Here is a 19,922-nt window from a genome sequence, read left to right as displayed (position 1 = left end):
TCATCGCGCGTCTTTTACGCCCGGGGGAGCTCTCTGTTGGACATCGCGCTGTGGATCAAGGCCGCCGTCATGGGCGTCGTCGAGGGCCTGACCGAATTCCTGCCGATCTCGTCGACCGGGCACCTGATCCTCACCGCCTCGCTGCTCGACTTCACCGGCGACAAGATCAAGGTGTTCGAGATCGCGATCCAGACCGGGGCGATGCTCGCGGTGATCTGGGAGTACCGCGTCAAGCTGGGACGCACCGTCGCCGGGTTAGGTCACGATGCGGTGGCGCAGCGCTTCGCGTTCAACGTGCTGATCGCCTTCCTGCCGGCGGTGGTGTTCGGCCTGGCGTTCAATGCCGCGATCAAGGAGCACCTGTTCCATCCGCTGCCGGTGGCCATGGCCTTCATCGTCGGCGCGCTGGTCATCCTGTGGGTGGAGAAGCGCCACCACCGTCGCTACGGCGAGCTCGACCTCGCCGGCAAGCGACATGCGCGTGTGGAGACGGTGGACGACATGAATGCGCTGGACGCGCTGAAAGTGGGGCTGGTGCAGTGCCTCGCGCTGATCCCCGGCACCAGCCGCTCGGGCGCCACCATCATCGGCGCCATGGTGTTCGGCTTCTCGCGCAAGGCGGCCACCGAGTTCAGCTTCTATCTCGGCATCCCGACGCTGATGGGGGCGGGCGCGTACTCGGTCTACAAGTACCGCTCGCTGCTCAGCGTGGCCGACCTCCCGCTGTTCGCCATCGGCACGGTGTTCGCTTTCTTCAGCGCCTTGTTGTGCATCCGCTGGCTGATCCGCTACGTGTCCACGCACGACTTCGTGCCGTTCGCGTGGTATCGCATCGTGTTCGGCGCGGTGGTCATCCTCACCGCGTGGGGCGGCTGGGTGGAATGGCGCGCCTGAACAGCAGGTCCCACACGCCGTGGCCCAGCTTCAGGCCGCGGTTCTCGAACTTCGTCTGCGGCCGCCACGGCGGACGCGGCGCGTAGCCCTCGACGCTGTTCTGCAGCAAAGGCTCGGCCGACAGCACCTCCAGCATCTGCTGCGCGTACGGCTGCCAGTCGGTCGCGCAATGCAGATAGCCGCCCGGCGCGAGTCGCTGCGCGAGCTGGTGCACGAAGGCGGACTGGATCAAGCGCCGCTTGTGGTGGCGCTTCTTGTGCCACGGGTCCGGAAAGTACACGTGCACGCCGGCCAGCGAGTCGGGCGCGATCATGTGCTGCATGACCTCGACGGCGTCGTGCTGCACGATGCGCACGTTGTCGAGCTCGCGCTCTCCGATGTGCCTGAGCAGCGCACCCACGCCGGGCGGATGAACTTCGATGCCGAGGAAGTCGGTGTCCGGAAGTGCCTGCGCGATCGCCGCCGTGGCGTCGCCCATGCCGAAGCCGATCTCGACGACCAGAGGCGCAAGCCGCCCGAACACCGCTTGCGGATCGATGAAGCGCGGCTCGAAGGGCAGCATGAAGCGCGGTCCCAGCTCGGCGAGCGCACGTGTCTGGCCGGTGCCCATGCGCCCGGCGCGCACGACGAAGCTGCGGATGCTGCGGCGGCGGGGAAAGTCTTTGTCGGTCATGGGAGCGCGATGCTACTCGACGATCTCGCGACGCTCGCACGGCGCAGGACCCCAGGCTAGAATCGCCCCGAACCGCGGGTGTAGTTCAATGGCAGAACGGCAGCTTCCCAAGCTTCATACGAGGGTTCGATTCCCTTCACCCGCTCCATTCGCCCAGGCCGCCGTCGCGGCCTTTTTGTTGCGGGGAATGCCATGAGCTCCGCTGCGCTGCGCGTGCTGTGGGTCAGAGGCCCGGGGGCCGTGTTGCCGGCTGTCGCTTCGAGCTCGCCGTTCGGGCCGTTCGAGCTGCATCCCAGCGCCGACCTCGACGAGGCCGCGAAGAGGCTTGCCGCCGATCGCTTCGATGCCGTGGTGATCGCCGCGCGGACGGTCGATGCACGCAAGCTGCTCACCTGGCCTGCGCTCACGCAGGCGGCGTCCGAGCCCGCGCTGCTCGTGCTGACCTCCGACGAGCCGGGTGCGGAACTCGCGACGCTGCTGGTGCGCAAGGGTGCGCAGGACGTGCTGCCGCTGGCGATCGACGCCGTCGACGCGCTGCCGCGCGCCATCCGCCTGGCCATCGAGCGCAAGTCGCAGGAAAGGCTGGCGCGCAAGGCGTTCGCCACCGACCTGATGACCGGCCTGCCCAACCAGGGACAGCTCATCGAGCACATGAACCAGCTGATCGCGCTGCGCGAGCGCGAGCCCGCGCCGATGGCGCTGCTCGCCGTGCGGGTCGAGGGCCTTGGCTCGACCGAGACCAGGCTGGGCAGCGAAGCGGCGAACGTGTTGCGCCGAAAGATCGCTGTGCGGCTGCGCGTGGGCGTGCGCGCGAGCGACCTCGTCGCTTCGCTGGGCACCGATGCATTCGCCGTGCTGCTTCCACGCTTCCAGGACCCGCAGGATGCCGACCGGGTCGCGGCCAAGCTGTGCTCGGCACTGCATCCGCCGTTCACGATGGCCGGCCGCCATGTGTCGATCGCAGTGGCGTGCGGCGTCGCCCGCTACCCGGACGACGGGAAGGATGCGGCCGGCTTGCTGCGCCGCGCGGTGGGACTGGCGGCGTCCGCGCCGGCGCAGGGCAGGGCGGACGGGTCGGCGGCGGACGCGGCGAATGACCCTGGCTAGACGATGTCCCCGAGGCAGAGGTACTTGATCTCCACATAGTCCTCGATGCCGTGGTGCGAGCCTTCCCGGCCGAGGCCCGACTGCTTCACCCCGCCGAAGGGCACCTCGGCCGTCGAGATCAGCCCAGTGTTGATCCCCACCATGCCGTACTCGAGCGCTTCGCCGACGCGGAAGATGCGGCCGATGTCGCGGCTGTAGAAGTAGCTCGCGAGCCCGAACTCGGTGTCGTTGGCCAGCGCGACTGCCTCCTGCTCCGTGCGGAAGCGGAACACCGGCGCCACCGGGCCGAAGGTCTCCTCCCGCGCGCACAGCATCTGCGAAGTCGCATCGGCCAGCACCGTCGGCTCGAAGAAGCGCGTGCCGATGCGCTTGCCGCCGGTGAGCACCTTCGCCCCCTTGGCGGTGGCATCGGCCACGTGCTGCTCGACCTTGGCGAGCGCCTGGTCGTCGATCAGCGGCCCCTGCGTCACGCCGCTCTCGAAGCCGTTGCCGACCTTGATGGAGCGGGTCCTTTCCGCCAGCTTCCGCACGAAGGCGTCGTAGACGCCGTCCTGCACGTAGAGGCGGTTGGCGCACACGCAGGTCTGGCCCGCGTTGCGGTACTTGCTCACCATCGCGCCCTCGACCGCGCTGTCGATGTCGGCGTCGTCGAAGACGATGAAGGGGGCGTTGCCACCGAGCTCCAGCGACAGCTTCTTGATGGTCGGCGCGCTTTGACGCATCAGGATGCGTCCCACCTCGGTGGAGCCGGTGAACGACAGGTGGCGCACGATGTCGCTGTCGCACAGCAGCTTGCCCACCTCGATGGAGTTGGGTCCGTCCGCGGTGACGATGTTGAGCACGCCCGGCGGCATGCCGGCGCGCTGCGCCAGCTCTGCCACCGCCAGCGCCGACAGCGGTGTCTGCTCGGCCGGCTTGATGATCACCGGGCAGCCGGCGGCCAGGGCCGGCGCCACCTTGCGCGTGATCATCGCGATCGGGAAGTTCCACGGCGTGATGGCGGCGCACACGCCGATCGGCTGCTTGATGACGAGATAGCGCTTGCTCGTATCCGCTGCGGGAATGGTTTCGCCGTAGATGCGCTTGGCCTCCTCCGCGAACCACTCGATGAAGCTCGCGCCGTAGGTCACTTCGCCCTTCGCTTCGGCGAGCGGCTTGCCCTGCTCGGCCGTCATGATGCGGGCCAGGTCGTCGGCGTGCGCGTGCAGCAGGTGGAACCACTTCATCATGACGGCGGCGCGCTGCTTGGCGGTCTGCGCGCGCCATGCGGGCCATGCCTTGTTCGCCGCCGTGACGGCGCCGAGGGCGTCGGCGCGACCGAGGTTCGCGACATCGACGAGCTTCTGGCCGGTGGCCGGATCGTTCACGTCGAAGCGCGCGGCGCCTCGGATCCATTCGCCGTCGACGAGCGCATCGGTCTTCAGAAGGGACGGCTCCTTCAGCGCGGCCAGAGGTGATGTCTTCATGTCCATGGTGTTCTCGAGGGTTGAGGCACGCGGCTCACCGACAGCGAACGCCCGGCAGCACGCACAGCATCTCGTACAGCAGATTGGCGCCCAGCAGCGCCGTGTTTCCCGAGGGGTCGTAGGGCGGCGCTACCTCGACCAGGTCGGCGCCGACCACGTTGAGCCCGCGGCACCCGCGCACGATCTCCAGCGCCTGCGGCACCGTGAGACCGCCGATTTCCGGCGTGCCGGTGCCCCCGGCGAAGGACGGGTCGATGCCGTCGATGTCGAAGCTCAGGTACACCGGGTGCGTCGTGCCGATGCGCTCGCGCACCTCGGCCATCAGCGGCGCCAGCGAGCGATACCAGACCTCGTGCGCCTGCACCACGGTGAATCCTTGCGAGCGCGGCCAGTCGAAATCGTCGGCCGCATAGCCGGTGCCCCGCAGGCCGATCTGCCAGACGCGGTCACAGGCCAGCAGGCCTTCGTCGACGGCGCGCCGGAACGGCGTGCCGTGGGCGACCGGCTCGCCGAACATCTCGTCGTTGATGTCGGCGTGCGCGTCCACATGGACCAGGGCGACCGGTCCATGCCGCCTCGCGACGGCGCGCAGGATGGGCAGCGCGATGGTGTGGTCGCCCCCGAGCGAGAGCGGCGTGCAGCCGGCGGCCAGCACTTCGTCGTAGAAGCGCTCGATGATCGCCAGCGACTTGGCGATCGAATAGGTGTTCACGGGCACGTCGCCGAGATCCGCGACCTGCAGCGTGTCGAAGGGCGCCGCGCCCGTGGCCATGTTGTAGGGACGCAGCAGCGCCGACTCGGCCCGGATCTGACGCGGACCGAAGCGCGCGCCGGCGCGATTGGAAGTGCCGATGTCCAGCGGCACGCCGATGAAGGCGGCGTCCAGGCCTTGCGCAGAGGCGGCCGCCGGCAACCGCATCATGGTCGCCAATCCGGCGAAGCGCGGCATCGCGTTGCCGCTCAAGGGCTGGTTGCGTTCGGTCATCTCATGCCCTCCGCCCGCGCAGCCATTCGAGCACCAGCAGCAGGCTGGTCGTGAACACGATCAGCAGCGTGGCGACCGCGGCGATCGTCGGCGTGATGTTCTCGCGGATGCCGGTGAACATCTGCCGTGGCAGCGTCACCTGCTCGGGCCCGGCGAGGAACAGCGTGACGACGACCTCGTCGAACGATGTCGCGAAGGCGAAGAGCGCGCCGGAGATCACGCCCGGCGCGATCACCGGCAGGGTGATGCGAAAGAAGGTGGCCAGCGGCGAAGCGCCGAGGCTCAGGCTGGCGCGCACGAGGTTGTGGTTGAAGCCCTGCAGGGTCGCGAGCACCGTGGTCACGACGAAGGGCGCGCCGAGCGCCGCGTGGACCACGATCAGGCCGGTGTAGCTGTCGGCCAGGCCGAGCGGCGCGAAGAACAGGTAGGTGCTGACGCCGACGACCACGATGGGCACGACCATCGGCAGGATCAGCGCGCTCATCAGCAGCCCCTTGAACGCGAACTGCGTGCGTGACAGGCCCACCGCGGCCATCGTGCCGAGGACGGTGGCGATCAGCGTGGCGGCCGGCGCGACGATGAAGCTGTTCTTCGCGGCGCGTGCCCACTCGGCCGATTCGAACAGGTTGCGGTACCACTTCAGCGACCAGGCCGGGATCGGGTAGACGAGAAAGGAGCTGTCGCTGAAGGACAGCGGCATGATCACCAGGATGGGCAGCAGCAGGTAGAGCAGCACCGCCACGCAGGCCACGCGCAACGACCACCACCCGAGCTTGTCGAGCGGCGTCGCGTACGCCGGGAATTGCGGCAGGAGCTTGAGCAGCATGTTCATCCCAGGCTCAGTTCCGACTTCACCACCCGCCGGTACAGCGCATACAGCACCAGCGTCGCGGCCAGCAGCAGCGCGCCCAGCGCGCAGGCCATGCCCCAGTTGATGTTCACGTTGGTGTACTGGGCGATGTAGTAGCTCAGCATCTGGTCCTCCGGACCGCCCAGCAGCGCCGGCGTCACGTAGTAGCCGATGCTGAGGATGAACACCAGCAGCGCACCCGCGCCGACGCCGGGGTAGGTCTGCGGCACGTAGACGCGGAAGAATGCGGCCAGCGGCGCGCTGCCCAGCGACACGGCGGCCCGCAGGTAGGTCGGCGGCACGCTCTTCATCACGCTGTACAGCGGCAGGATCATGAAGGGCAGCAGGATGTGCGTCATCGAGACGACGACGCCCGTGCGGTTGAACAGCAACTGCAGCGGCTTGTCGATCGCATGCAGCGCGATCAGCGCGTGGTTGACCAGCCCTTCGGACTGGAGCAGCACGATCCACGCCGCCACGCGCACCAGGATGGAGGTCCAGAAGGGCACGAGCACGAGGATCATCAGCACGTTGGCCTGGCGCGTCGGCAGCGTGCTGAGCCAATAGGCGAGGGGATAGCCGAGCAGCAGGCACCACAGCGTGACGACCGCGCTGATGTGGAAGGTGCGCAGCAGGATGCCGCCGAAGACCCGCTGGTCGGGCTCCATGCGCTGCACATTGCCTTGCGCGTCGCGCCTCAGGTCGACCGAGGCCAGCAGGTAGTCGGGCGTCCAGCGCGAGGCGTTCTTCGCGATCGCCTGCCAGTAGGCGAGCTCGCTCCAGCGCGGGTCGAGCTCCAGCAGCTTGGCCTTCACGTCGGCCGCCGAGCTCGCGCCCGCGAGCGGCAGCGCGCGATAGGTGTTCATCACCAGCGAGCGGGCGCCGGGCACCTCGCTGTTGAGCCGGCGCGCGAGCGCGCCGGCGTCGGCGCTGTCGGGCATCGCGGCGAGGTCCTGCGTCAGCGCCGCGAAGGCGGCCGCCGACGGCGGGCCGTCGCGTTTCCAGTCGGACAGCGCCGCGCCGGTGCGCGGCAGTGCGTTCGCCACCTCCGGGTTCTCGATCGCGCGTTTCAGCAGCGCCGCGATGGGCACCAGGAAGGTCAGCAGCAGGAACACCAGCAGCGGCAGCGTCAGCGAGAACGCGCGCAGGCGCCGCCGCCGCTCTGCCCGCGCCAGCGAGCGCTGCAGCGACCCGCCCGGCAGCGCGGCGGCCGAGACGCTCACTGCGTCGCCCACGCCGCGAAGCGCTTCTCCAGCGCCTCGCCCTGATCGGCCCAGAAGCCGAGGTTGAACTGCAGCGCATCCTTCGCGTTGGCCGGCGCCGTCGGCAGGTTGGCCAGCACCTTGGGGTCGAGCTTGGACAGCGCCTTGGTGTTGGTCGGGCCGTAAGCGATGTTGCGCGCGTACTCGGCCTGCGCGTCGGGCGTGCTGGCGAAGGCGATGAACTTCAGCGCCGCCTCCTTGTTGGGCGTGCCCTTCGGGATGACCCAGTAGTCGAGGTCGTAGATGCCGCCGGTCCAGGTGATCTTGAGGTTCTTGCCTTCCCGGTTGGCCGCGTCGATGCGGCCGTTGTAGGCGGTGCTCAGCGCGACGTCGCCGGCGACGAGGAACTGCGGCGGTTGCGCGCCGGCCTCCCACCACTGGATGTGCGGCTTGAGCGCGGTGAGCTTCTTGAACGCGCGCTCGGCGCCTTCCTTGGTGGCCAGCACCTTGTAGACGTCGGCCGGCTTGACGCCGTCGGCCATCAGCGCGAACTCGAGGTTGTAGCGCGCGCCCTTGCGCATGCCGCGCTTGCCGGGAAACTTCTGCACGTCCCAGAAGTCGGCCCAGGTGACCGGCGCGGTCTTGAGCTTGTCGGCGTTGTAGGCCATGACGGTGGACCACACGAAGACGCCGACGCCGCAGTCGCTGACGGCGGCCGGAAGGAAATCGCCCTTGGAGCCGATCTTCGCGTAATCGAGTTTCTCGAACAGGCCTTCGTCGCAGCCGCGCGCGACGTCGGGCGATTCCACCTCGACGACGTCCCAGGTCACCTTCTTGGTCTCGACCATCGCCTTGATCTTGGCCTGCTCGCCGTTGTATTCGACCGGCACGACCTTGGTGCCGGTCTTCTCGAACGGCTCGTAGAAGGCCTTCTTCTGCGCGTTGGCGTTGGCGCCGCCGAAGTTGACCACGGTGATCTGCTGCGCGAACGCGGGCAGCACGAAGGCGGCCGCCAGGGCCGCGGTGAGGATGCGCTTGTTCATGGTCTGACTCCTCTTGTCGAACGGTTGGGGAAATTCATGCGTACACCCTGGTGTGCTCTTGCGGAAACTCCAGCCACACGCTGTCGCCGGACTGCGGCGCGACCGGCACGGCCAGCGGCAGCTTGACGGTCGCCGGCGCCTGCCCTTCGCCCACCGCGCAGAGCAGGCGCTGGTGATCGCCGAAGTAGATGACGCTGGTGACGGTGGCCTGCAGCATGTTGCCTCGGCTGCCTGCCTGCGTGTGCAGCACGATGCGCTCGGGCCGGATGCATGCCTCCACGACCGCGCCGACCGCAGCGCCATTGACGTTGACGCCGGCGATCACGCGCCCGTCGGTCAGCACGATGCCGCAGCGTTCCTCGTCGGCTGCGCGCACCGTGCCCTTCAGCGTCGTGCTGTCGCCGACGAAGCCGGCCACGAAGCGGTTGGCCGGCGTTTCGTACAGCCGGTCGACGGCGTCGATCTGCTGGATCGCGCCGTCGTTGAACACCGCGACGCGGTCGCTCATCGTCAGCGCCTCCCCCTGGTCGTGGGTGACATAGACGAAGGTGACGCCGAGCTGGCGGTGCAGCTCCTTGAGCTCGATCTGCATGTGCTCGCGCAACTGCTTGTCGAGCGCGCCCAGCGGCTCGTCCATCAGCACGAGCTGCGGCTCGAACACCAGGGCGCGGGCGAGCGCGACGCGCTGCTGCTGGCCGCCCGACAGCTGCGCCGGATGCCGCCCGGCCATGCCGGTCAGCCGCACCATCGCGAGCGCGCGCTCCACGCGGCGCGCCTGCTCGTCCTTCGGCACCTTGCGAACCGTCAGCGGATAGGCGACGTTCTGGCCGACCGTCAGGTGCGGGAACAGCGCGTAGTTCTGGAACACCATGCCGAAGTGGCGCCTGTGCGGCGGCGTGCGCGTGATCGGCTGGCCTTCCAGCACGATCTCGCCGGAGGTCGGCGATTCGAAGCCCGCCAGCATCATCAGCGTGGTCGTCTTGCCGGAGCCCGAGGGGCCCAGCAGCGTCAGGAATTCGCCGCGGCGGATGTCGAGGTCGAGCGCCCGAACCACCAGCTGCACCCCGTCGTAGGTCTTCTGCACACCACGAAAGCGCACCAGGGGCTCGGCGTTCGTGGCCGCCGGGGCGCCGTGCGGCGCGGCTTGGGGGGCGGTCGGCACGCTGCGCATCACTGCACGGCCGAGAAGCTGTCGGCCAGGATCTGCAGGCCCTCGTCGAGCAGCGCGTCCGACGCGGTCAGCGGCACCAGCATGCGAATCACGTTGCCGTGCGTGCCGCACGACAGCAGGATGAGGCCGCGGCGCGCCGCTTCGGCGGTGATGCGCGAGGTGAGCGCCGCGTCGGGCCGCGCCAGGTTGCCGCCTTCGAACAGCTCGATCGCGACCATCGCGCCCAGGCCTCGCACGTCGCCGATGGCGGGCTGCTGCCCCGCGATGCGTCGCAGCCCGGCCATCAGGCGCTCGCCGACCGCCTTGCTGCGTTCGAGCAGACCTTCGTCCTCGAAGACCTTCAGCACCGCCAGCGCGGCGGCGCAGCCGATGGGGCTGCCGGCATAGGTGCCGCCCAGCCCACCCGGCGCGGGCGCGTCCATCACGTCGGCGCGGCCCACCACACCGGAAATCGGGAAGCCGCCGGCGAGCGACTTCGCGGTGGCGATGAGGTCGGGCGCCACCGGCCACTGCTCGCTGGCGAACCAGGTGCCGCAGCGGCCGGCGCCGGTCTGCACCTCGTCGGCGATCAGCAGGATGCCGTGGCGGTCGGCAATGCGCTTGAGCCCTTCGACGAAGGCCGGCGGCGCGATGTAGAAGCCGCCTTCTCCCTGAACCGGCTCGAGGATGAATGCCGCGACGCGCGTGGCCTCGATGTCGTTCTTCAGGATGGTCTCCACCGAGTGCAGGGCGTCCGCCACGCTGACGCCGTGCAGCTCGTTGGGGAACAGCGCGTGGAACACCTCGCCGGGGAAGGGACCGAAGCCGGTCTTGTACGGGGCGACCTTGCCGGTGAGGCCCAGCGTCATCAGCGTGCGGCCGTGATAGCCGCCGGTGAACGCCACGATGCCGGGCCGGCCGCTGAAGGCGCGGGCGATCTTCACCGCGTTCTCCACCGCCTCGGCGCCGGTCGACAGGAACAGCGTCTTCTTCGCGAAGGCGCCCGGCGCGAGGGAGTTGAGCCGCTCGGCCAGCTCGACGTAGGGCTCGTAGGCGAGCACCTGGAAGCAGGTGTGGGTATAGCGGTCGAGCTGCGCCTTCACCGCGGCGATGACCTCGGGGTGGCAGTGCCCGGTGTTCAGCACGGCGATGCCGCCGGCGAAGTCGATGTAGCGACTGCCCTCCACGTCCCACAGCTCGGCATTGCGGCCGTGCGAGATGAAGATCTCGTGCGCCTGGCCGACGCCGCGCGGGATCGCCATGCGGCGGCGGGCCATCAGCGCGGCATTGGTGGAGTGAGGTTCGCGTTTCATGGACTGTTCTCCGGTGGCACTCGATGACTGTAGGCCGCACGAGCCGGGGATTCCATGTACAGCCGCACCACGGGCACGGTGTACTGTGCAGGGCGGCGGCCCTGTACATGGAAGCACCGATGCGGTGCCGTCGGCTATCGTCCCGCCCATGTTCACGCTCAACCCCGATTCGCCCACGCCGCTGGTCAGCCAGATCGTCGACGGCTTTCGCCGCCTCATCGCCGACCAGTCGCTGAAGCCCGGCGCCAAGCTGCCGTCGATCCGCGGCTTCGCGGCTTCGCACCAGGTCAGTGTGTTCACCGTCGTCGAGGCCTACGACCGGCTGGTGGCGCAGGGCTGGCTGGTGTCGCGCGCGAACGCCGGCTTCTTCGTCAAGCGCCGGCCGGGCGAGGCCACCGCGGGCGGCGAGGCGCTGCGCGCGGACCTGCGCTTCGACGCGCGCTGGTACCTCAAGCAGATCTTCGAGAACCGCAACCTGGCGCTGAAGCCCGGCTGCGGCTGGATGCCGCACGACTGGCTGTTCGAGGAGGGCGTGCGGCGCAGCCTGCGCCAGCTCGCCGCCGATGGCGCCGAGCTCGGAGGCTACGGACTGCCGCACGGCCATGTGGCGCTGCGCATGCTGATCGCCGAAGGGCTGGCCGAACACCAGATCGCGGTGACGGCCGACAACGTGCTGCTCACCCAGGGGTCCAGCCAGGGGCTGGACCTGGCGGCGCGCCGCGTCGTGAAGCCGGGCGACGTGGTGCTGGTCGACGATCCGGGCTATCCCAACCTGATGTTCATGCTGCGCTTCCTCGGCGCGCGGCTCGTCGGCGTGCCGCGCACCCCGGCCGGCTACGACCTCGCTGCGCTGGAGTCGCTGATGGCCGAGCACCGCCCGCGCGCCTTCTTCACGCAGCCCCGGCTGCAGAGCCCCACCAACTCGGTCGCGCCGCTCGCGCAGCTGTTTCGCGTGCTGCAGCTCGCCGAGACGCACGACGTGGGGCTGGTCGAGAACGACATCTACGCCGACCTCGATCCGCAGTCGCGGCCTTCATTGGCCAGCCTCGACCAGCTGCGCCGCGTGGTCTACGTCGGCAGCTACTCCAAGACGGTCTCGCCGAACCTGCGCGTGGGCTATGTGGTCGCCTCGCCGCAAGTGCTGGAGGAACTGGCCCAGCTCAAGATGGTGTCGGGGCTGACGTCGTCCGACCTCACCGAGCGGATCGTGTTCGGCGCGCTGACCGAGGGGCGCTGGCGCAAGCACCTGAAGTCGCTGCGCGACCGGCTGGCGGACGCGCACGGCCGCGTCGCGCACCGTCTGGCCGACCTGGGCTTCGAGCTGTTCCACGAGCCCAAGGCCGGCATGTACCTCTGGGCGCGTCATCCGGACCTGCCCGACGGCGCCGAGCTGTCGCGTCAGGCGGTGCCGGACAACATCATGCTCGGGCCGGGGCAGCTGTTCCTGGTCGAGCCACGGCCGACGGGATGGCTGCGCTTCAACGTCGCGTTCAGCGACGACGAGCGGCTGTACGGTTTCCTGGGGCGGCAGATCTCGCAGCAGGTGCAGAGCGCCGCCGCATAGGGGGTGCGGACGCGGCGCTCACCACCAGCCTGCGGAAGGCAGCCGTCGCCAGTCCCGCACCAGCCAGATGGCATACAGGTGCACCGGATACACCGCGTAGAACACCCAGCGCAGCCGCGGCACCCGCAGCTGGACCTGCGAGGCCAGCATCAGCGCCGGTACGGCCGACAGCGCCCAGAAGTTGCCGTTCAGCAGCGCCAGCGACGCCGTGAACAGCACCCAGGCCGCGAAGTGCTTCCCGGTCGGCTCGCGGCAATACGCCCATGCCGCGATGAACATGGCGACGCCCGGGTACAGGTAGTCCCCCAGCAGCCCCCCGGCCACGATCGCGAGCCCGGCGATCAGCAAGCCGAATGCGCCTCCCCGGTCGAGCCCGTACACCGCCGCCGCGCCCGCCAGCAGGGTGATGAGGATGTTCAACGGCCACCAGTTGCCCACGAGCAGCCAGTGCGCCGGCGTGGCCAGTGCGCCGAACAGTGCCAGGCGGCGCATCACGCGCAGGTGCAGCGCGCGTTCGAGTGCGTCGGGCCGCGCCAGGTTGTAGGCGAGCACGAAGGCGAACACCGGCGCCACCCAGCGGCCAGCCTGGTAGGCGCCCGGCAGCGTGCGGTTGTAGAGGAAGGTGTTGACGTGGTCCAGCAGCATCAGCGCGAGCGCAGCCCATTTCAGCGCCTCGAGCGTGCCGTCGGCAATCTGCAGCGGCGCCAGGCGAAGGGCTCGAGGACGTTGTGCGATCTGCATGGACATTTCACCGGCAAGGGCTGTGCCGCGCAGGGCGGTCGCAGGGGGTGCTTCCTCTAGAATCGAGGGTTTCGGCTGCGTGTTGCCGACCTCCAATTCTTCGGGACCGTGCTTGCATGAAAGCCTCCGACATCCGCCAATCGTTTCTCAAGTTCTTCGAATCGAAGGGCCACGCCGTCGTGCCGTCGAGCCCGGTGGTGCCCGGGGACGATCCGACGCTGCTCTTCACCAACGCCGGCATGAACCAGTTCAAGGACGTGTTCCTCGGCTTCGACAAGCGGCCCTACTCGCGCGCGGCGACAGCGCAGAAGTGCATCCGCGCCGGCGGCAAGCACAACGACCTCGAGAACGTGGGCTACACAGCCCGCCACCATACCTTCTTCGAGATGCTGGGCAACTTCAGCTTCGGCGACTACTTCAAGCGCGACGCCATCGTCTACGCATGGGAGCTGCTGACCGAGGTGTTCAAGCTGCCGCCCGACAAGCTGTGGGTCACCGTGTACGCCGAGGACGACGAGGCGTACGACATCTGGCACAAGACCGTGGGCGTGCCGGCCGAGCGCATCGTGCGCATCGGCGACAACAAGGGCGCGCGCTACGCCTCCGACAACTTCTGGATGATGGGCGACACCGGTCCGTGCGGGCCCTGCACCGAGATCTTCTACGACCACGGCCCCGAGGTCGCCGGCGGCCCGCCGGGATCGCCCGATGAAGACGGCGACCGCTACATCGAGATCTGGAACAACGTCTTCATGCAGTTCAACCGCGACGAGGCGGGCGTGATGCACAAGCTGCCCAAGCCGAGCGTGGACACCGGCATGGGCCTGGAGCGCGTGACCGCGGTGCTGCAGGGCGTGCACTCCAACTACGAGATCGACCTCTTCGTGAACCTGCTCGCGGCGGCCAAGAAGACGGTCGACGAGGCGGGCGCGGGCGACTGCGACAAGGATTCGCCCTCGCTGAGGGTCATTGCCGACCATATCCGCGCCTGCACCTTCACGGTGGTCGACGGCGTGATTCCGAGCAACGCCGGACGCGGCTACGTGCTTCGCCGCATCACGCGCCGGGCGATCCGCCACGGCTACAAGCTGGGCGCTCGCAAGCCCTTCTTCCATGCACTGGTGCCGGCACTGGTCAAGGAAATGGGCGACGCCTACCCCGAACTGCGCCAGCACGAAAAGCGCGCCATCGAGGTGCTCAAGCAGGAAGAGGAAGGGTTCTTCCGCACCATCGCCAACGGCATGGAGATCCTCGACAAGGCGCTCGGGGCCGGCGCCAGGCAGCTGGACGGCGACACCGCCTTCAAGCTGCACGACACCTACGGCTTCCCGGTCGACCTCACCGCCGACGTCTGCCGCGAGCGCGGCGTCACGGTCGACGAGGCGCGCTTCAACCACCTGCTCGACGAGCAGCGGCGGCGCGCCCGCGAGGCGGGCAAGTTCAAGATGGCGCAGGGGCTGGAGTACAGCGGCAGCCCGACCACGTTCCACGGCTACGACGCGCTGACGCACGACACCGCCAAGGTCACGGCCATCTACGTCGACGGCACCTCCGTGCAGCAGGCAGGTTCCGGCGACGATGCGGTGATCGTGCTCGACCACACGCCGTTCTATGCGGAGAGCGGCGGCCAGGTCGGCGACACCGGCGAGCTGCGCAACGCTGCCGCGCGCTTCCTCGTCGAAGACACGCTGAAGGTGCAGGCCGACGTGTTCGGCCATCACGGCCGGATCGTCGAGGGCAGCATCAGGATCGGCGACACGGTCGACGCGAAGGTCGATGCCGACAAGCGCGCGAAGACCATGCGCAATCACAGCGCCACCCACCTCATGCACAAGGCGCTGCGCGAGGTCCTGGGCGGCCATGTCCAGCAGAAGGGCTCGCTGGTCGACGCGGAGCGCACGCGCTTCGACTTCGCGCACAACGGCCCGATGACCGATGCGCAGATCCGCCGCGTCGAGGCCATCGTCAACGCCGAGATCCTGGCCAACGCGCCCACCCAGGCGCGCGTGATGCCGATCGAGGAGGCTCAGAAGAGCGGGGCGATGATGCTGTTCGGCGAGAAGTACGGCGACGAGGTGCGCGTGCTCGACATCGGCAGCAGCCGCGAGCTGTGCGGCGGCACGCACGTTCAGCGCACCGGCGACATCGGCCTGTTCAAGGTCGTCGCCGAGAGCGGCGTCGCGGCCGGCGTGCGCCGCATCGAGGCGATCACAGGCGAGAACGCGCTGGCGTACCTGCAGTCGCTCGAGGAGACGGTGAATCGCGTGGCCGGCACGCTGAAGGCAGCGCCGTCAGAGCTGGGCTCGCGCGTCGGGCAGGTGCTCGATCAGGTGAAGTCGCTCGAGAAGGAGCTGGCCGCGCTGAAGGGCAAGCTGGCCTCGGCACAAGGCGACGAGCTGCTGGCTCGGGCCATCGACGTGAAGGGCATCAAGGTGCTCGCCGCGACGCTGGAGGGCGCCGATGCCAAGGCCTTGCGCGAGACCATGGACAAGCTCAAGGACAAGCTGAAGACGGCGGCCATCGTGCTCGCGGCGGTCGACAACGGCCGTGTGCAGCTTGCGGCCGGCGTCACCGCCGACAGCGTCGCCAAGGTGAAGGCGGGCGAGCTCGTCAACTTCGTCGCGCAGCAGGTGGGCGGCAAGGGCGGCGGCAAGCCCGACCTCGCCATGGCCGGCGGCACCGACGCGTCACGTCTCGGCTCCGCGCTCGATTCCGTTCAGGCCTGGGTCGCCGAACGCGTGTAAGACGCAACACCACCGACCCCCTCAAGCACGGGTTGCCCGCCCCTCAGCCTAGGGGGCTCATCCGTGCCGGTGGGCTGCAGATTCGCCGGTAAACCTTTCCGGGATCAGGGCTTGGCCACCGAAGGCGCTGAGCGCTGACTCACCGGCGCTTCCGCGTGTACACGCGGAACGTAGCAATCCGTAACTCGCGGCACAGGCCTTGCAATTGCATCCGGCGCGTGCGGTTCCTCCGTACGTGAGCACCACGCAGCATGTGGGAGGCAGCATGGCAAGTCCGCAACGTTCGGCGTACGCTCGAACAAACGTTGGCCTGAAGGGGTCGACCTCATGAGCGTCATCGGCGAAATACGTGTCAGTCTGGATGCCATCGGCTACGAGCAGCAGGTCTTGCTGTTCGGCTTTCTGGCCAGCTATCCGCTTGCGCTCGGCGGCCTGCTCGGCGCCCGCGGCAAGCGCATCGCCCGCTACACCGCCGCAGTCTCGATGATCGGCTTCGCTGCCATGACCGATCCCTGGTTCCATGGCGTGCTGCTCGTCGTGATGGTGGTCGCCGGCATGGGGCTGTTCATCGCCGCCGTGTACGGGCTCGATTTCCTGCAGCGCAGCGTGCTGCGCGTGCAGCCGGCGCTCGAGCCGGTCGAGGCGGAGTTGCCTTCGCCGATGTCCGACAGCCTGCCCGGGCGCGAAGAGCGTCGCCGCAAGTTGCGTCTGACCGGACGCGCCGGCACTACCTGATCCCGCGCGTCGGGTGTGGACCGGCCCGGATGTCACGGGCGCGCGAATTGCTACTTTTTACGCCGTCGGTCTCCCGGCCGCTGAGCATCCGAGGAGCAAGAACATGGCCGCGAGCGGTAAAACGGTCCTCCTGGTCGACGACGACACGAACAATCTCGAGACCCTGGGCGAGATCCTGCGCGCGGAGGGCTACCACGTGGTCTGCGCGCGCAACGGGGCCGAAGCGCTCGCCTGCCTGCGCGCCACCCACCCGGATGTCGTGATGCTCGACTACGTGATGCCGCAGATGGACGGCGCGAAGATGATCGGCGCGCTGCGCCACGACTCGCAGACCCGGGACATCGCCGTCGTGATGACGAGCGGGCTGCCGGAGGACATGGTGCGTCCGCGCTGCAGCGACTACGACGCCTTCCTGCAGAAGCCGCTGGACATCGACCAGGCCCTGCAGACCTTGTCGGCCCTGGCGCGCTAGGGCCCACAAGACGAGCCGGCTGGCGCCGGCGACTCGGTGCTGCGACCGGGCTTTTCCCCCTCTTGAAAACCTCCGGCCTGCCAATAACTCGGAGTCGCATGCCGGCTGGTTGGCATTGCCGGCCGGTGTCTTGGGGCCCATGTGGGCATCAGCCTTTGCAATGGAGGAACCGCCATGTACGAATCGTTGCTGAACTTCCCGGGCGGCCTGTTCGGTGAGTTCGACCGCTTGCGCCGGGAAATGGATGACATCTTCGGCGTCTCGGGATTGCCGAGCAGCATCCGCTCGGTGGCGCACGGCGCCACGCCGGCCATCAACGTCGGCCGCACGGCCAACAGCGTCGAGGTGTATGCGTTCGCGCCCGGCCTCGACCCCGCCAAGATCGACGTGACGCTGGACCGCGGCGTGCTGCGGATCTCGGGCGAGCGGGCGTCCGCAATCCCCGAGAACGACGAGAAGGTCCAGGTGTACAGCCGCGAGCGCGGCACGGGAAGCTTCATGCGCGCCGTGTCGCTGCCGGACGACGTCGACCCCGGTCAGGTACGGGCGAGCTATCGCGACGGCGTGCTTCAAGTGAGCATCCCGCGCCGCGAGTCCGCGCAGCCCAAGCGCATCACCGTCCAGTGACCCAGCAAGGAGGACAGATCATGAGCGACAAAAAGCCAGCCACCACCGACACCAGGCAATCGCTTCAGAACACGCGCGAAGCCGACAACCGTGCGGTGCTGCCGCGCGTCGATGTGTTCGAGGACGACTCGGGCATCACGCTGTTGGCCGACCTGCCCGGCGTTCCGCGCGACAAGCTGGAGCTGAAGGTCGAAGGCGACACGCTGCTGGTCGAGGGCACGGTCCAGCCGCAGACGCCCGACGGCCTCGAGGCGGTGTATGCCGAAATTCGCATCCCGCGATTTCGCCGCAGCTTCACGCTGAGCCGCGAGCTCGACACGCAGAAGATCGACGCCAACCTGAAGGACGGCGTGCTGACCCTGCGCATCCCGAAGCAGGCTCACGCGCAGCCGCGCCGCATCGACGTGCAGGCCGGGTGAGGCCATGGAGACGCTGCATCAGCTGCGGCAAGGCCTGGAGCACGCCGTCGAGTCGCTGACCGACGGCTGGCGCGAGCTGGGTCAGCGCGCCACCGGCGCGTTGACCCGCTTCAAGTCCAGCGCCGCGCACGCCGACGAGGGCGCGCCGCTGCCCGGCGACATGCCGATCACCAGCGGCTGGGCCTTCCTCGCTGCCGACGTGTTCGAGGACGACGACAAGGTGGTCGTGCGGCTCGAGGCGCCGGGGCTCAAGCGCGAGGATTTCGACGTCGAGCTGCACGGCGATGTGCTTTCGGTGCGCGGCGAGAAGCGCTTCGAGCGGGAGACCGGCAGCGGCCGCTACCGCGTCGTGCAATGCGCCTACGGCAGCTTCCGCCGCGAGGTGGCGCTGCCGGTGCACGTGCAGGCGGACAAGACCCGCGCGACCTACCGCGACGGCGTGCTGCGCATCGAGATGCCGAAGGCCGAAGGCGTCAAGGCAAGACGCGTCGACGTGCACGAAGGCTGACGCACGGCAGGGACAGCCTCTCGGCCGGCGGCGATCTCAAGCCAGTGGCTTCAGGTCGCCGAGCAGCGTCGGGATCAGCTCGCTGACCGTCGGATGGATGTGCATGGCGCGCCGCACCACGGTGTACGGCGCGCCGGCCGCCATGACGCCGAGCAGCGAGTGCACGATCTCGTCGCCTTCGATGCACAGGAGCGCCGCGCCCAGGATGCGATCGGTCTCGGCATCGACGAGTACCTTCATGAAACCCTGCGTCTCACCGCGCTCCTTGGCGCGGCCGACGCGTGTCATCGGCATCACGCCGACCCGTGCGGGCCTGCCTGAGGCGCGCACCTCCGCCTCGGTCATGCCGACGCGTCCGAGCGGCGGGTCGGTGAAGAGGGCATAGGCCGGGATGCGATCGCTGATGCGGCGCGCATCGTTGTCGAGCAGGTTGGCGACGACGATCTCGTGATCGTTGTACGAGGTGTGCGTGAACGCCCCGCGGCCATTCGCGTCGCCGAGCGCCCAGACACCCTCGACGTTCGTGCGCAGCTGGTCGTCCACGGTGATGAAGCCCCGGGCATCGGTCGCGATGCCGGCCCGGTCCAGGCCGAGATCGTCCGTGTTCGCACGTCGGCCGACGGCGAACAGCAAATGTGTGCCGGCGAGCTCGTGGGCGCGGCCGCCGGCGCTCAGCGACAGCGTCACACCGTTGCCGGACGAACCCCGCGCGAGGCGAAAGTCGCGCGCGCCGAGCAGGAATTCGACGCCTTCGCGCGCGAGGATGGCCTGCACCTCGCGCGACACTTCGGGGTCTTCGCGGGCAATCAGCCGGTCGGCGTACTCGACGACGGTGACGCGCGAGCCGAAGCGGCGGAACATCTGCGCGAACTCGAGCCCGATGTAGCTGCCGCCGGCGACCAGGAGGTGCTCCGGCAGCACGTCGAGACCCATCATCGAGGTGTTGGTCAGGTAGTCGATGTCGGCGATGCCGGGCCAGTCGGGCACGACGGCGCGCCCCCCGGTGTTGATGAAGACCTTCGGCGCCTCGTAGACGTCGTCGCCGACGCGCACCGCATGCGGACCGACGAAGCGCGCATGGCCCCATGCCAGCGTCAGGTTCGCGGTGCCCTCGAGCCAGCGGGCCAGGCCGTCGAGCGACTGCTGCACGACGGCGTCCTTGCGCGCCTTCACCGCCTTCATGTCCACCGTCACCGGACCGGTGATGCGCACGCCATAGTCGCCGGCGCGCCGCGCGACGTGGGCAGCGCGAGCGCTGGCCACCAGGGTCTTGGTCGGGATGCAGCCGTCGTTGACGCAAGTGCCGCCAAGGTGCTCGCGCTCGATGAGCAGCGTCTTCATGCCGGCGTCGGCGAGTCTCACGGCGAGGGAGGGGCCGGCCTGGCCGCTGCCGATGACGATGGCGTCGAAGGGGGTGGACATGGCGGCC

General features: G+C 68.9%; 19 protein-coding genes and 1 tRNA gene. 10 read left to right on the top strand and 10 right to left on the bottom strand.

Features of this window, described 5'->3' with window-relative positions; translation table 11 throughout:
• Positions 1-36 precede the first annotated feature (36 nt).
• Complete coding sequence (locus P7V53_RS18370) at positions 37-894, top strand: undecaprenyl-diphosphate phosphatase (protein WP_280150962.1); 858 nt, start codon at positions 37-39, stop codon at positions 892-894.
• Here the strand turns inward: P7V53_RS18370 and trmB are convergent.
• Entirely contained in the window at positions 857-1,567 is a 711-nt protein-coding gene (gene trmB / locus P7V53_RS18365) for a tRNA (guanosine(46)-N7)-methyltransferase TrmB (RefSeq protein ID WP_280150961.1), read from the bottom strand. The two genes, P7V53_RS18370 and trmB, sit on opposite strands and share 38 nt — an antisense overlap.
• A 74-nt stretch (positions 1,568-1,641) precedes the next feature.
• Here trmB and P7V53_RS18360 point away from each other — a divergent pair.
• Both P7V53_RS18360 and P7V53_RS18355 read left to right on the top strand, forming a co-directional pair.
• Positions 1,642-1,715, top strand: a tRNA-Gly gene (locus P7V53_RS18360).
• 44 nt (positions 1,716-1,759) lie between these two features.
• Entirely contained in the window at positions 1,760-2,674 is a 915-nt protein-coding gene (locus P7V53_RS18355) for a diguanylate cyclase (RefSeq protein WP_280150960.1), read from the top strand.
• Here P7V53_RS18355 and P7V53_RS18350 read toward each other — a convergent pair.
• Genes P7V53_RS18350 through gabT form a run of 7 tightly spaced genes read right to left on the bottom strand, consistent with a single transcriptional unit; the run spans position 2,671 to position 10,683 of the window.
• Positions 2,671-4,146 (bottom strand): NAD-dependent succinate-semialdehyde dehydrogenase, encoded by a 1,476-nt coding sequence (locus tag P7V53_RS18350; protein ID WP_280150959.1) that lies wholly within the window; start codon positions 4,144-4,146, stop codon positions 2,671-2,673. The two genes, P7V53_RS18355 and P7V53_RS18350, sit on opposite strands and share 4 nt — an antisense overlap.
• Before the next feature lie 28 nt (positions 4,147-4,174).
• Positions 4,175-5,125 carry an agmatinase gene (gene speB, locus P7V53_RS18345; protein ID WP_280150957.1) on the bottom strand — a complete coding sequence of 317 codons (951 nt, stop codon included), beginning with the start codon at positions 5,123-5,125 and terminating at the stop codon, positions 4,175-4,177.
• Position 5,126: 1 nt separating this feature from the next.
• A complete protein-coding gene (locus tag P7V53_RS18340) occupies positions 5,127-5,951 on the bottom strand; it encodes an ABC transporter permease (RefSeq protein ID WP_280156551.1) in 825 nt (274 codons plus the stop codon).
• A gap of 2 nt (positions 5,952-5,953) precedes the next feature.
• Complete coding sequence (locus P7V53_RS18335) at positions 5,954-7,210, bottom strand: ABC transporter permease (RefSeq protein WP_280150956.1); 1,257 nt, start codon at positions 7,208-7,210, stop codon at positions 5,954-5,956.
• Complete coding sequence (locus P7V53_RS18330) at positions 7,195-8,220, bottom strand: ABC transporter substrate-binding protein (protein WP_280150954.1); 1,026 nt, start codon at positions 8,218-8,220, stop codon at positions 7,195-7,197. Before P7V53_RS18330 ends, P7V53_RS18335 begins: the two co-directional genes overlap by 16 nt.
• 34 nt (positions 8,221-8,254) lie before the next feature.
• Complete coding sequence (locus P7V53_RS18325) at positions 8,255-9,382, bottom strand: ABC transporter ATP-binding protein (RefSeq protein ID WP_280150952.1); 1,128 nt, start codon at positions 9,380-9,382, stop codon at positions 8,255-8,257.
• 8 nt (positions 9,383-9,390) lie between these two features.
• Entirely contained in the window at positions 9,391-10,683 is a 1,293-nt protein-coding gene (gabT, locus tag P7V53_RS18320) for a 4-aminobutyrate--2-oxoglutarate transaminase (protein ID WP_280150950.1), read from the bottom strand.
• A 148-nt stretch (positions 10,684-10,831) separates the two neighbouring features.
• Here gabT and P7V53_RS18315 point away from each other — a divergent pair, with 148 nt between their 5' ends.
• Complete coding sequence (locus P7V53_RS18315) at positions 10,832-12,247, top strand: PLP-dependent aminotransferase family protein (RefSeq protein WP_280150949.1); 1,416 nt, start codon at positions 10,832-10,834, stop codon at positions 12,245-12,247.
• A gap of 18 nt (positions 12,248-12,265) precedes the next feature.
• Here the strand turns inward: P7V53_RS18315 and P7V53_RS18310 are convergent, their stop codons facing one another.
• Positions 12,266-12,988 carry a TraX family protein gene (locus P7V53_RS18310; RefSeq protein ID WP_280150948.1) on the bottom strand — a complete coding sequence of 241 codons (723 nt, stop codon included), beginning with the start codon at positions 12,986-12,988 and terminating at the stop codon, positions 12,266-12,268.
• Positions 12,989-13,104: 116 nt separating this feature from the next.
• Between P7V53_RS18310 and alaS the strand changes: the two genes are divergently transcribed.
• From alaS to P7V53_RS18280, 6 genes are all read left to right on the top strand, one after another.
• Positions 13,105-15,732: an alanine--tRNA ligase gene (gene alaS, locus P7V53_RS18305; protein ID WP_280150946.1), complete on the top strand. Its 2,628-nt coding sequence runs from the start codon at positions 13,105-13,107 to the stop codon at positions 15,730-15,732.
• 327 nt (positions 15,733-16,059) lie between these two features.
• On the top strand, positions 16,060-16,467 hold the full coding sequence (locus tag P7V53_RS18300) for a hypothetical protein (protein WP_280150944.1): 408 nt from the start codon (positions 16,060-16,062) through the stop codon (positions 16,465-16,467).
• Between the two features lie 103 nt (positions 16,468-16,570).
• The gene (locus P7V53_RS18295) at positions 16,571-16,939 is read left to right on the top strand and encodes a response regulator (RefSeq protein WP_280150943.1); all 369 of its coding nucleotides are present in this window, start codon (positions 16,571-16,573) and stop codon (positions 16,937-16,939) included.
• Between the two features lie 174 nt (positions 16,940-17,113).
• Positions 17,114-17,566 carry an Hsp20/alpha crystallin family protein gene (locus P7V53_RS18290; protein ID WP_280150941.1) on the top strand — a complete coding sequence of 151 codons (453 nt, stop codon included), beginning with the start codon at positions 17,114-17,116 and terminating at the stop codon, positions 17,564-17,566.
• Positions 17,567-17,586: 20 nt separating this feature from the next.
• On the top strand, positions 17,587-17,985 hold the full coding sequence (locus tag P7V53_RS18285) for an Hsp20/alpha crystallin family protein (protein ID WP_280150939.1): 399 nt from the start codon (positions 17,587-17,589) through the stop codon (positions 17,983-17,985).
• Between the two features lie 4 nt (positions 17,986-17,989).
• Positions 17,990-18,493: an Hsp20/alpha crystallin family protein gene (locus P7V53_RS18280; RefSeq protein ID WP_280150937.1), complete on the top strand. Its 504-nt coding sequence runs from the start codon at positions 17,990-17,992 to the stop codon at positions 18,491-18,493.
• A gap of 36 nt (positions 18,494-18,529) precedes the next feature.
• On the opposite strand, the gene P7V53_RS18275 is transcribed toward P7V53_RS18280, so the two are convergent.
• Positions 18,530-19,915: an FAD-containing oxidoreductase gene (locus tag P7V53_RS18275; protein WP_280150935.1), complete on the bottom strand. Its 1,386-nt coding sequence runs from the start codon at positions 19,913-19,915 to the stop codon at positions 18,530-18,532.
• Positions 19,916-19,922: the final 7 nt, after the last annotated feature.

The organism is Piscinibacter sp. XHJ-5, from assembly GCF_029855045.1.
Lineage (GTDB): Bacteria > Pseudomonadota > Gammaproteobacteria > Burkholderiales > Burkholderiaceae_C > Albitalea.
This window is presented reverse-complemented; position numbering and strand designations above follow the sequence as displayed.